A 12,501-nucleotide genomic window follows, 5' to 3' on the forward strand; every position below is an offset into this window, starting at 1 on the left:
CGCGGTGCTGTCAACCGTGCGCCGGGTCGGCTTGTTATGATCGCGGGGATGCGCAAGCTCCTCGCCGTGCTGCTGGTGGCCCTGGTCGGCCTCGGACTCGTGTGGTTCCTCGCGGGTCGCGCCGCGGGTCCCACCATCACCCTCGCTTCCCCCTCCAGCGTCATCGGGCAGAAGACGCCCCTCAAGTTCGACGTGTACGCCCCGGGGGGCGCGCTCACCGACATGTCGGTGCGGCTCGAGCAGGGTGGCCAGGCGACCGCGCTCGGGACGCTGGCCGCGCCGCAGGCCCTGAAGGTGGCGCCCGGCGCCGACCGCGTGAGCGTGGCCGGCGAGATCGGCAGGAGCGTGGCGCCCGGCCTGAAGACCGGCACCGCGACGCTGGTCATCGAAGCGACCCGGCCCGTGCTGTTCGGTCTGCGGCGCGTGAGCAGCGTGGTTCGCAAGGACCTGCAGGTGCGCCTCACGCCGCCGACACTGGCCGTGCTGTCGCAGTTCCACTTCATCAACCAGGGCGGCGCCGAGGTGGTGGTCTACCAGGTGAACCCGGCCGACGTGCCGTCGGGCGTGCGGGTCGGCGATCGCGAGTTCGTGGGATTGCCGGCCGCCGGTGCGGGGATCCCGAATGCGGCGCCCGGGCTGCGCGTCGTGTTCTTCCCGTTCCTCTTCAACGAGTCGCCGGCCGCGCCCGTGTCGCTCTGGGCGCGGGACGAGGCGGGCAACCAGGCGCGGGCCAGCGTCGACGCGAAGGTCACGCCGAAGCAGTTCCGCAAGAGCACCATCCCCCTCGACGACGCGTTCCTCCAGAAAGTGGTGCCGGCGATCCTGCAGAACACGCCGGACCTGCAGGTGGCCGATGCCAACGACCTGCTCGGCAGCTACCTGACCATCAACCGCGAGCTGCGCAAGCGCAACAACGACACGATCCGGCAGATCAGCCTCACGAGGAGCGCGAAGGAAATCCTCTGGCGTGGCCCGTTCCGCCAGATGATGAACTCGGCGGTCGAGGCCGGCTTTGCCGACGAGCGCACCTACACCTATCAGGGCAAGGACGTGGACAAGCAGGTGCACCTCGGCTTCGACCTCGCCTCACTGCAGAACGCGCCCATCCACGCGGCCAACCGTGGCGTGGTCGTCTTCGCCGGCTTCCTGGGGATCTACGGCAACTGCGTGATCGTCGATCACGGCATGGGCCTGCAGTCGCTGTACGGTCACCTCAGCTCGATCGGCGTGCAGGAAGGACAGACCGTGGAGATGAACGCCGAACTCGGGCGCAGCGGCCAGACCGGCCTCGCCGGGGGCGACCACCTGCACTTCACGATGGTCCTGCAGGGCGAGTTCGTGAACCCGGTCGACTGGTGGAGTTCGCAGTGGATCGAGGATCGCGTGATGCGCAAGCTGCGCGCCGCCGGCGCGCCGGCGGTGGCAGTGCCCACCCCGTAGCCGTCGACCTTCAGGTCGACGGTCGGCCTGGGTAGGCGACGCCCTTGGGTAGGGCCGGCTCTCCAAGCCGGCCGTCGCCAACACCGCAACGAAGCAGACGGCCCGTTCGACGTTCGGCTGCACTCAGGTCGCCCCGAGCAGAGTCGGGAGGCGAGAACGGGCCCTACCCGCCCCGGGCGTCTATACTTGACGTTTGGGGCACACGCCCCTCGATTGGCCATGCGCCCTCACGCCGCCACGTTTCCCCTGACCTCGACCCGGATGTCGGACTACCTGCAGCTCACCAAGCCGCGCCTGAACCTGCTCGTGGTGTTCACGACCGGGGTGGGGTACTGGCTGGGTGTGGCCGGGCACGTCGACCCGGTCGTGCTGTTCCACGCCGTGGTGGGCACGGCGCTGGTGGCGGGCGGGTCGGCGGTGTTCAACCAGTTGTACGAAGCCGACGTCGACGGCCTGATGGCGCGGACGCGCCTGCGGCCGCTCCCCGATGGGCGGCTGACGCCATGGCGCGCCTACGTGTTCGGCATGATCCTCAGCGCACTGGGGCTCGCGCAGCTCACCTTCGGCGTCAATCACCTCAGCGCCGTGGTCGCCTTCGCGACGCTGGTCAGCTACGTGGTCTGGTACACGCCGATGAAGCGCCGCTCGTCGCTGGCGACGGTGGTCGGCGCCATTCCAGGCGCACTGCCGCCGGTGATCGGCTGGGCCGCGGCCACCAACTCGCTGACTCGCGAGGCCTGGCTGATGTTCGCCATCGTGTTCCTGTGGCAGATGCCGCACTTCCTGTCGCTGGCGTGGCTGTTCCGCGAGGAGTACGAGCGAGCCGGCTTCCCGGTGCTGCCGGTGGTGGAGCCGACGGGCAAGAGCACCGCCCGACAGACCGTCATGTACACCGCCGCGCTGATTCCGGTCAGCCTGGCGCCGGCGCTGACCGGCCTGGCCGGACCGCTGTACTTCGTCGTCGCGCTGGTGCTGGGCCTCGCGTTCCTCGTGCTGGCGATCCGCTTCGCGCGCGACCTGCACCGGCAGACCGCACGCCAGCTGTTCCTGGGCTCGTTGATCTACCTGCCGTTGATCTGGCTGTTCATGATTGCCACGCGGGTACCGTAGGAACGGGAGTCGGGAGTCGGGAGTCGGGAGTCGCAAACGCGCAACCGACCCAGGCTTGCTGATGCACGCAAGCGCCGCCAAGAACGCGGAGCGGGGACTCGGCGTCATACTCTCGAGGCACATGCTGCGGGAACCGCCGGGCTGATCCGGCGGCGCCCAACTTTCGGCGACTCCCCCCTCCCGACTCCCGATTCCCGACCCCGCGCCGACGTGACCGTCTCCGACCTCCCCGCGCTCAACGCCAGCCTCAACCTGCTGGCCACGCTGTTCCTGGCGGCCGGGTACGTGTTCGTGCGCCAGCGGCGCATCGGGCCGCACCGGCTGTGCATGCTCGGCGCGCTGGCCTCGTCGGCCGCGTTCCTCACCAGCTACGTGATCTACCACTACCACGCCGGCTCCAGGCCCTTCGGCGGGACGGGCCTGCTGCGCGTGGTGTACTTCGTCATCCTGATCTCGCACGTGATCCTCGCCACGGCCATCGTGCCGATGGTGCTGATGACGGTGTCGCGAGCGCTGTCGGGCCGCTTCGACCCGCATCGCCGTATCGCCCGCGTCACGTGGCCGCTCTGGATGTACGTGTCGGTGACCGGTGTGATCGTGTACCTGATGCTGTATCGGATGTAGTCGGGGATCGGGGATCGGGGATCGCGGATCGGGCACCGGAAGCTGTTGTGCACGGTTGGGCTGACTTGCACCACGTCTCATCCGCCCACCATCGCGAGACCTGTTGCGCGGATTTCACCGTTCTTCCGAAGGCCGACGGCCGAATGACGAAGGCCGCCTGCGAGGACCCTTCATGCAACTGCTTCATCGTGTCGCGTTGATCACCGGCGGCAAGCGCATCGGCCAGGTCGTGGCCGAGGAACTCGCCCGCGCCGGCGCCGACGTGGTGCTGTCGTATCGCTCCTCGCGGCAGGAAGCGGAGGACACGGCCGCGCGCGTCCAGGCGCTCGGTCGACAGGCGCTGGTGCTGCAGGCGGACGTGAGTCGTCCCGAGGACTGCGCACGGCTGGCGCGCGACGTCGATGCGCGCCTCAGCAGCCTCGACATCGTCGTGAACATGGCGTCGACGTACGTGTCGCGCCCGCTCGAGGCGATCGACGCCGCGGCATGGCGCGCCGACATCGACGCCAACCTGTCGTCGGCCTTCCACGTGACGCACGCGATGCTGCCACTGCTGCGGCGACGCACGCCGGCGCACGTGGTGAACTTCACCGACTGGTTACCGGCCAGCGGCCGGGCCGGCTACACGGGGTTCGTCGCGTACTACGTCGCGAAGGCCGGCGTGAAGGCGCTGACCGAGGCGCTGGCGCTCGAGCTCGCCTCCGAGCGCATCCTCGTGAACGCCATCGCGCCTGGCCCCATCGTCCCGCCGCCGGACCTGAGCGAGGAAGAGAAACGCGAGGTCGCCGAGGCCACGCCGCTGCAGCGCTGGGGCGGCGAGCTCGAGATCGCGCGCGCCGTGATGCTGCTCGTGACCACGCAGTTCATCACCGGCGAGACGATTCGCGTCGACGGCGGACGGCACGTGAAGTAGGGTCGGGCACCGGGCACCGGGTAAGGCGACATCGGCGACGAGCGGGCGGACTCTCGAAATCAGTGTGCTCTCTGGGCCCTGAGCCTTGAGCCCTGGGCCTGGTCCCCGCCCACCCGCGCGCTGATCCAGTCGCCGACCTTCTGCTCCCATACGCGCCAGGCGGGTTCCTCGTGCCACGCCTCCATGCCGTGTGGCGCGCCCTCGATTTCGATGCCCTCGGCGTTGGCGAGATTGACGGCCAGGTGCATGAGATAGGCGCGGTACTCCGCGACGAGCCGGTCGGCGGTGCCGACGACGAGCAGCGTGGGCGGCTGCGACCTGGCCGACTCGGGCGACTGGTGTAGCGGGGAGTGCTGGCGCAACGTGGCCACCGCCGCGTCGTCAAGGCGCGTGATGCCGAACAGTCGTCGGGCCAGCGAGCGCGGGTTGGACGGGTCACCGGCCATCGCCTCGAGGTCGTACACGCCGTAGAACGAGACGATGCCCGCGAGTAAGGGGTCGCGGCTGCCGACCAGCGTCACGAGCTGCCCGCTCGCGGACTCGCCGACCAGCACGAGGCGCTTCGGGTCGATGCGCAGGTCCGTTGCGTGCGCGCGGACGTACTGCAGCGCGGCCTGCACGTCGGCCACCTGCTCGCGGTTGGTGACGGCGGGCGTGAGCCGGTAGTCGATCGACACCCACGCCAGGCCGCGAGAGGCGGCCAGCGCCAGCATCGGCGCGATGTAGGTGACGCGGTCGCCGGCCTCCCAGCCGCCGCCGTGCACCAGCACGACGGCGCCGTGCGGTCCGGGCGTCGAGGGCACCCACGCATCGAGGGAGAGCCCGTGGGCCGTGTCGTACACGACGCGCTTGCGGAGTCCGTCGGCCCTGGCGGCCGCGCGCGCGGCGGCCGGCACCAGCCCGACCCGTGGCGCCAGCGACGCGATCAGCGCCGCCTTGTAGCCCCACTGCGAGGGCCACCAGTTCTCCACGCGATGGCTCGCGCCGGGCACCTCCACCACCTCGCATGCCGCGGTGGCCTTCGCGCACGCGGTGCGGGCCTCGGCCACGGGCACCTCCGAGTCGGCGCCGCCATGGACGATGCGCGTGGGGACGGCCGGGAGCGTGGCACCGGCGAAGCGGCCGCCGACGATCACGACCGACGCCGGCGCTGCCGGCGCACCGGCGAACCGACCGAGCCGCAGTTCGAGCAGGCGGGCCGCGACCCGCAGTGCGACGGGCGCCGCGCTGTCTTCGGCCACCAGCACCGTCCTGTATTGGTCGACGTGCAGTGCCGCGGCGTGGCACGTCGTGAGCATCCGCAGCGCCGCCGTGAGGTCCTCGGCCGCGGCATCACCGCCACCAGACCGGTAGTCGACCGTCGCAGCGACGTATCCGGCGTCGCCGAACAGCTCGACGAGCTGGCCGACGTACGACGAGCGCTGGCCGACCGTGCCCTTGCCGCCGCGCAGCACCACGGCGAGAGGTCGCGCCGCCGTATCGGCGTGCGGGTACACGTCGAGCGCGAGCGGCTCGCGGGTGCTCCCGCCGAACCGCACGTTCATCAGCCCCCCCGGCAGCAGCGCGCCGCCCTGTGTGCCCGCCGGCTTCAGCGGCAGGCAGTCCTTGGCGGCCGGTTGCGCGTGGGCGGGCTGCCCCGCACCTGTCACGACGAACAGCAGGGCGACGCCGAGCACCTCCGCAAGCCGGTTGCGCATGTGCCGCATTATCGGCCAGCGTGGGGCCGGCGCGACCAACCGCGGCCCGGATGGCTTGACCGGAACTCGACACACTCTCGACGCGGCGCCGACCCGAGCCCCGTGACACGCCCACGGCGATACGGCAAGCTACTGCCCGCACGAAGCTCATGCCTGCCTCGCACTCCTGGTTTCGAGGCCCGAAGCGACTCCTCTGGCCGACACCCTCTGGTGGCAGTGGACTCGCGGCGGGATGACGTCGCCGGGCCGCGCGGTGTACCCGCACCAGGCTGGCGACATCACCGCACTGTGGCAGCCAGCAGCAGATGGCGCCGTCGTCGCGTTGATCGCGGGGCCTCGCTTCCGGTCGCGTACATGGCTGGCTCCGCTCGGGACGCCCGCGGGACTCGACGTGACGTTCGTGAATCCCGACCTCAGGCACACGCGGACCGCGTCAGGCGCAGACACCCCGCTGCTGCGTCGCGCGGCGGCGGACACCGGTCTCCCGTGGACGCTCGTGTTCGCCGATGCGCCTGCGACGTCAGGCTCCGAAGACGACGGCGCACGGCGAACCGTGATCCTCGCCGGGCTTGGCCTGCTGATGGTGGTGGTCGCCTCCGGCGCCGTCATCGTGGCGCGCGGGGTCGCACACGAACTCGAGGTCGCGCGCCTGCAGTCGGACTTCGTATCGGCCGTGTCGCACGAGTTCCGCACGCCCCTCACGTCGCTGCAGCAGTTCACCGAACTCCTCAACGACGCGCCGGAGCCCCCGAGCGAGAAGCGCCGCCTCTTCTACCTGGCGCAGGCGCGGGCCGTGGGTCGGCTGCAGCACCTCGTCGAGACGCTCCTCGATTTCGGGCGCATGGAGGCCGGCGCCTACACGTACCGGATGACGCGGGTGGCCGTGGAGACGCTGGTGACCGCCGTCGTGCACACCTTCAGGCGAGATGGTGCGCCCACGGACTTCGTGGTCGGGTGCCGGATCGACCCTGCCTGCGGTGACGTCGTCGCCGATGACGAGGCCCTCGGTCGTGCCCTGCGCAACCTGCTGGAGAACGCCGTGAAGTACTCCGGGGACGGCCGCCGCATCGACGTCCTGGCCGAACGCGTCGGCGACACCGTGGCGATCAGCGTGCGCGACGAGGGCCTCGGCGTGCCGCACGCCGAGCAGTCGAGGATCTTCACGAAGTTCGTGCGCGGCGCCTCCAGCCGCACCTATGGCATCAATGGCAGTGGCATCGGCCTGGCCATGGTGCGCGAGATCGTCCGCGCGCACGATGGCGACATCACCGTCGAGAGCGATGGCCGTCGCGGCAGTACGTTCACGGTGCGGCTACCGGCGGCGCAGGCCGCCACGGATGACTGCGCGAGGGATCGAGTGTCATGAGTCGCATCCTCATCATCGAAGACGACCCGGACATCGCCCTGGGTCTGCAGGAGGACCTGGCGCGGCACGGGCACGACACCGACGTCGCACGAGACGGCGAGGCGGGGCTTCGCCGCGCGCGCGACGGGGCGTGGGACGTCATCCTGCTCGACGTGATGCTGCCGCTGCGCGATGGCTTCGAGGTCTGCCGCGAACTCCGGCGGTTGCGGGTGAAGACGCCGGTGATCATGCTCACCGCGCGCACGCAGGAGGCCGAGAAGGTGCTCGGGCTCGAGGTTGGCGCCGACGACTACGTGACCAAGCCGTTCAGCGCCGCCGAACTGCGCGCGCGGATCAAGGCCGTGACCCGCCGGTTCGCCGACGACGATGACAGCGCGGGCACGTACCGGTTCGGCCAGTGCGAGGTGGACTTCGATCGGGCGGAACTCCGGCGGGCAGGCGTGGTCGTGGACGTGACGGCGCTCGAGTTGCGCCTGCTTCGGGTGTTCTCGCGCAGTCGCGGCCGCGTCCTCACCCGTGAGCAGTTGATCCGGCAGGCCTGGGGCGACAACGTGTACATCGGCGATCGCGTGGTCGACACGCACATCCTGAACCTGCGCAAGAAGGTGGAGGCGGTGCCGACCTCCCCGCAGCACATCAGGAGCGTGCGCGGCATCGGGTACCGGTTCGATGGCTGACGGCTCGACGCAAACTCCACGCGCGCTGGGTGAGGGGTCGACGACGGCTGCCTAGAGTGACGCCAGGAGGCTCGACATGAAGACCCGTATCCTGATGCACGTCACCACAGCGGCGCTGCTCACCGCACTGTCCGGCAGCCTTGCCGCTCAAGGCCCCGCCTCGTCGGCGCAGGCCCTGCTGCGGACAGCCACCGACACGGAGGTCGTCGATGGCGACCCGAAGCGCGCGATCCCGCAGTACCTGGCCATCGTCGAACGCTACGGCAGCACTGACAGGGCCACGGCTGCGCAGGCACTGCTGCGCGCGGCGGAAGCGTATCGCAAGCTCGGCGACCCGCAGGCCGCGCGGGCCTATCAGCGACTGGTGGCCCAGTACCCTGACCAGCCCTCGGCCCTGAAGGTCGCGCGCACCCGCCTCTCGGCGACCACCGCGCAGGCGACCACCACGCCGGCCGTCCGCTCGCTGTGGAGTGGCGCCGACGTCGATCATCGCGGGCGCGTGTCGCATGACGGCAGGTACCTGTCGGGGGGCGACCGCACCGGGCGCGGCATGCTGATGATCCGCGACCTGGCTACCGGAGAGATGACCAGGCTCACGTCCGGCACGAAGCCCTACGAGTACGTGGAGCACTCGATCTTCTCGCCCGACGACACCAGGCTGGCCTACGTCTGGCTGAACGAGCGTCTTCGCTACGACCTGCGCGTCATCGATCGCACCGGCGGCCAGCCCCGGGTGCTGTACGAGTTGCCGGCGAAGGGCTGGATGCAGCCGTTCGACTGGTCGCCTGACGGCCGCCACATCGCCGTGCAGGTGAACACCGACGGCGTCCAGAAACTCGTCCTGGTATCGGTCGCCGACGACGCCGTCCGCGTGCTCAAGACGTTCGACTGGCGGTCGCCCATGAACATGAGCTTCTCGCCGGATGGCCGCTTCATCGCCTACGACCACTCACCGACCGACGATGGCCGGGCGCGCGACGTGTTCGTGATCGCCGTCGATGGTTCGCGGGAAGCGACGCTCGTCGATCACACGGCACACGACCAGGTGCTCGGGTGGTTCCCCGACGGCAAGCGCCTGCTCATCACGAGCGACCGGTCAGGCTCCAACGATGCCTACGCGCTCGACGTCGTCGATGGCCGGGCCGCGGGGGAGCCTCGGCTGGTCAAGCGCGACATCGACTTCGTGGCCGCACCGATGGGGTTCACGCGGCGGGGCGAGTTCGTCTACGGCATCCGGCCACGCTCGGCCGACGTGCACATCGCGTCGATCGACCCCACCACGGGCCGGGCCACGGCGGCCGAGCGTCCCGTCGGCGGTGGCTTCACGGGCAACCGGTTCGTGGGCACGTGGTCACCCGACGGTGCGTCGATGGCCTACCTGTCGTCTCGCCCTTACCAGAACAACCTCCGCATGCTGTCGGTGGCCTCGACGCACTCAGGCGAGGTGCGCACCGTGCCCGTCGCGCTCAACTGGTTCTACCCCCTCGTGTCATGGGCACCCGATGGGCGCCACCTGATCCTCGATGGCCAGGACGTCAAGGGTCGGTTCGGCCTGCAGCGCGTCGACCTCTCGTCCGGGCGCGTCGAGTTGCTGCTCGCAGCCGACGGCGCCGACAGCGCCAACAGCAGCTATCCGGTCGTCCATTCGCCGGACGGCCGGTTCCTGTACCTCGTGACGCAGTCGGGTCACGTCACGCGGCGCGAGATCGCCACGGGCGCGACGTCGGTCGTCGCACAGGGGCCGATCGTGACTTTCGCGCTGTCGCGCGACGGACGCACGTTGGCGGTGGTGCGGAGGCGATCGGCGGACGGCCGTGCGGTCGACCTCACGGCGACCGCGCCGTCGACCGACATCATCGAGGTGGCCCCAGTCGACGGCGGTCCGGCGCGCCAGGTCTTCACCGGTTCGCAACTGGGCCAGGCGCTGGCGTGGGCGCCAGATGGCCAGTCCATCTACGTCGCCCAGATGCCGGCGGGAACCGTCTGGCGCGTGCCTGCCGCGGGTGGGCCCGCCCAGGAACTGCCGATGAAGGTCGCAGGACTCACGCACATCAGCGTCCATCCGGACGGCAGGCAGATTGCCCTCAGTGGACGGACGCAGCAGCGCGAGGTGCTGGCGCTGGACCTCCGCGACGGACGGTGAGGGCCGGCGGCACGACACATTACCGTGGTAATGTGCGCTCATGGTCATCACACGTTCACGGCTGACCGCCCAGGGCCAGGTCTCGGTGCCGGCAGAGGTGCGACGCAAGCTCGGCATCGGGCCCGGGAGCCTGCTGGAGTGGACACAGGAGGGCGACGCGATCGTCGTCCGACGCTCGGGCACATACACCTCCGAGGACATCCAGCACGCCCTCTTCGGTGATGCGTCCCCCGAGCGGCGGTCCCTTCGCGCCTTGAAGGAAGGTATCCGGGCGCACGTCCGGGCCCGCCATGCGCGCGGTTGACACCAACGTGCTCGTCCGCCTGCTGACGCGGGATGACGCCAGGCAGGCGGCCGCCGCGGATGCCTTCGTGCAGCCGGGAGCGTGGGTGTCGGTCGTCGTCCTCGTCGAGGCGATGTGGGTACTCGGCACCGTCTACGAGCGCGATGCAAGGCAGATCGCCCTGGCCCTCGAGATGCTGCTGAACCATCGGAGCCTGGTGCTCCAGCACGCCGATGCCGCGCAGGCCGCGCTCCAGGTGTTCCGGCGCCGTCCGGCCCTGGGCTTCTCCGACTGCCTGGTGGTCGAACTGGCCAGGGCGGCAGGGCACGTACCTCTCGCCACCTTCGATCGCGCCCTCGGCAAGCTCGAGGGCACAGCCAGGCTCTGACTCCGGGAGACAACGGCAGCGGGAAGAGCGACCATTCGGCGCACTGGCGCGATAATGCGGGCCTTGCACACACGGTACGCCGCCTCGCTCCTGCTGCTGGCCCTCGCGGTCGGCTGCGCCCGCCCGACCACGCCCGAGGCGACGGCCGGTTCGGTCCCGGCAGCCTGGCCGCACCGCCTCGACGCCCCCGTCGCGACGGGTGAACACGGCATGGTCGTCACCGACGCACCGCTGGCGACGCAGGTCGGCCTCGACGTGCTGCGCGCAGGAGGGACCGCCGTCGATGCGAGCATCGCCGTCGCCTTCGCACTCGCGGTCGTGTGGCCCGAAGCCGGCAACGTCGGCGGTGGCGGCCTTGCGGTGCTGCACGTGAACGGCTCGACGACCGCACTCGACTTCCGGGAGACGGCTCCCGGCGCCGCGCATCGCGACATGTACCTCGATGCCGCCGGTGCACCGACGGACCGATCCGTGACCGGGCACCTGGCCGCCGGCGTACCGGGCAGTGTTGCCGGGCTCTGGGAGCTGCATCGCCGGCACGGCACGCGCCCCTGGGCCGACCTCCTGCAGCCCGCCATCGCACTCGCCGAGCAGGGCTTCCTGGTAGGTCGCGACGTCTCAGGCGACATCACGGCCGAGGCGTCGCGCCTGGCGCGCTTCCCCGAGTCGGCGCGGCTGTTCCTGCCCGGCGGCGCGCCCCTCGCGCCGGAGGCACGATTGGCCAATCCCGACCTCGCACGCGTGCTGTCACGCATCGCGCAGCGCGGGCGCGACGGCTTCTACACGGGCGAGACGGCCGACCTCCTCGTGGCCGAGATGCGTCGCGGTGGCGGCATCATCACGCACGACGACCTGGCCGGCTATGCCGCTCGCTGGCGCGACCCCATCGTGTTCACCTACCGCGGACACCGCATCGCCAGCATGCCCCCGCCCTCGTCAGGCGGCGTGACGCTGGCGATGATCGCGCAACAGCTCGAGTCTCACGACCTGAAGGCCCTCGGCTGGCGCTCCGCCACGACGGCACACCTGCAGGCCGAAGCGATGCGGCGCGCCTTCGCCGTTCGCAACGAGCAGCTCGGCGACTCCGACTTCGTCAAGGTCGACATCCTCAGGCTGTCGTCGAGGGCCTTCGCGCAGCAGCTCGCCCGCTCGATCAGGAGCGACCGCGCCACGCCGTCGTCGGAGGTCTCCGGCCGGACCGGTGCGGGCCCCGACGGGCCGCATACCACGCACTTCTCGGTGGCCGACCGCTTCGGGAACGCGGTGGCCCTCACGACCACGATCAACTCCGGTTTCGGCTCGGCGGTGACGGTGACGGGCGCGGGCTTCCTGCTGAACAACGAGATGGACGACTTCGCCAGCAAGCCGGGCGCCCCCAACCAGTTCGGCCTGGTGCAGGGCGAGGCCAACGCCATCGCGCCTGGCAAGCGCATGCTCTCCGCGATGACCCCCACGATCGTCTTCGGTGGGGACGGCGCGCCAGCGCTGGTGACCGGCGCGAGCGGTGGGCCCTACATCATCACGACCGTCTTCCAGCTGCTGTCGGCCATCGTCGATCACGGCGTCGACGTCGGCGCGGCGATGAGCGGTCCCCGCATCCATCACCAGCACCTGCCGGACGCGATCGCCCTGGAGAAGGACGGCTTCGACGCGGCCACCACGGCCGCCCTCGAGCGACTCGGGCACCGACTCACCTTCTTCGAGGTGCCCTCGACGGGCTGGACTGTCGCCGCGACGATCACGCGCAAGAACGGCCAGTGGCGCGGCATGGCCGACCCGCGCCTGCACGGCTCCGCGGCCGGGTATTAGGCAGGGCGCGGTGTCCCCACCGCGCCGTCGTCGATGGCGGCGCGGTCGGAG

11 protein-coding genes are annotated in these 12,501 nt (G+C 70.6%); 10 read left to right on the plus strand and 1 reads right to left on the minus strand.

Going from position 1 to position 12,501, the window contains the following annotated elements:
* Positions 1-48: 48 nt before the first annotated feature.
* From TBR22_RS24675 to TBR22_RS24690, 4 genes are all read left to right on the plus strand, one after another.
* On the plus strand, positions 49-1,440 hold the full coding sequence (locus TBR22_RS24675; protein WP_239490501.1) for a M23 family metallopeptidase: 1,392 nt from the start codon (positions 49-51) through the stop codon (positions 1,438-1,440).
* A gap of 219 nt (positions 1,441-1,659) precedes the next feature.
* A complete protein-coding gene (cyoE, locus tag TBR22_RS24680) occupies positions 1,660-2,550 on the plus strand; it encodes a heme o synthase (RefSeq protein WP_239490502.1) in 891 nt (296 codons plus the stop codon).
* 210 nt (positions 2,551-2,760) lie between these two features.
* Entirely contained in the window at positions 2,761-3,174 is a 414-nt protein-coding gene (locus tag TBR22_RS24685) for a DUF420 domain-containing protein (RefSeq protein ID WP_239490503.1), read from the plus strand.
* Positions 3,175-3,346: 172 nt separating this feature from the next.
* A complete protein-coding gene (locus tag TBR22_RS24690) occupies positions 3,347-4,087 on the plus strand; it encodes an SDR family NAD(P)-dependent oxidoreductase (protein ID WP_239490504.1) in 741 nt (246 codons plus the stop codon).
* 59 nt (positions 4,088-4,146) lie between these two features.
* Here TBR22_RS24690 and TBR22_RS24695 read toward each other — a convergent pair whose 3' ends face one another.
* Positions 4,147-5,784, minus strand: coding sequence for an alpha/beta hydrolase (locus tag TBR22_RS24695; protein ID WP_239490505.1), 1,638 nt, complete (start codon positions 5,782-5,784; stop codon positions 4,147-4,149).
* A 232-nt stretch (positions 5,785-6,016) separates the two neighbouring features.
* Between TBR22_RS24695 and TBR22_RS24700 the strand changes: the two genes are divergently transcribed.
* From TBR22_RS24700 to ggt, 6 genes are all read left to right on the plus strand, one after another.
* A complete protein-coding gene (locus TBR22_RS24700) occupies positions 6,017-7,150 on the plus strand; it encodes a sensor histidine kinase KdpD (protein WP_239490506.1) in 1,134 nt (377 codons plus the stop codon).
* Complete coding sequence (locus TBR22_RS24705) at positions 7,147-7,827, plus strand: response regulator transcription factor (RefSeq protein WP_239490507.1); 681 nt, start codon at positions 7,147-7,149, stop codon at positions 7,825-7,827. The genes TBR22_RS24700 and TBR22_RS24705 overlap by 4 nt, the downstream gene beginning before the upstream one ends.
* 76 nt (positions 7,828-7,903) lie before the next feature.
* Positions 7,904-9,970, plus strand: a complete 2,067-nt coding sequence (locus tag TBR22_RS24710) for an LpqB family beta-propeller domain-containing protein (protein WP_239490508.1) — start codon at positions 7,904-7,906, stop codon at positions 9,968-9,970.
* A 40-nt stretch (positions 9,971-10,010) separates the two neighbouring features.
* Positions 10,011-10,274 carry an AbrB/MazE/SpoVT family DNA-binding domain-containing protein gene (locus TBR22_RS24715; protein ID WP_239490509.1) on the plus strand — a complete coding sequence of 88 codons (264 nt, stop codon included), beginning with the start codon at positions 10,011-10,013 and terminating at the stop codon, positions 10,272-10,274.
* Positions 10,261-10,641, plus strand: coding sequence for a PIN domain-containing protein (locus TBR22_RS24720; RefSeq protein WP_239490510.1), 381 nt, complete (start codon positions 10,261-10,263; stop codon positions 10,639-10,641). The genes TBR22_RS24715 and TBR22_RS24720 overlap by 14 nt, the downstream gene beginning before the upstream one ends.
* A 63-nt stretch (positions 10,642-10,704) precedes the next feature.
* Positions 10,705-12,450, plus strand: a complete 1,746-nt coding sequence (ggt, locus tag TBR22_RS24725; protein ID WP_239490511.1) for a gamma-glutamyltransferase — start codon at positions 10,705-10,707, stop codon at positions 12,448-12,450.
* The last annotated feature ends 51 nt before the right edge of the window (positions 12,451-12,501 follow it).

It is taken from the genome of Luteitalea sp. TBR-22 (assembly GCF_016865485.1).
In the GTDB taxonomy this organism is placed as follows: domain Bacteria; phylum Acidobacteriota; class Vicinamibacteria; order Vicinamibacterales; family Vicinamibacteraceae; genus Luteitalea.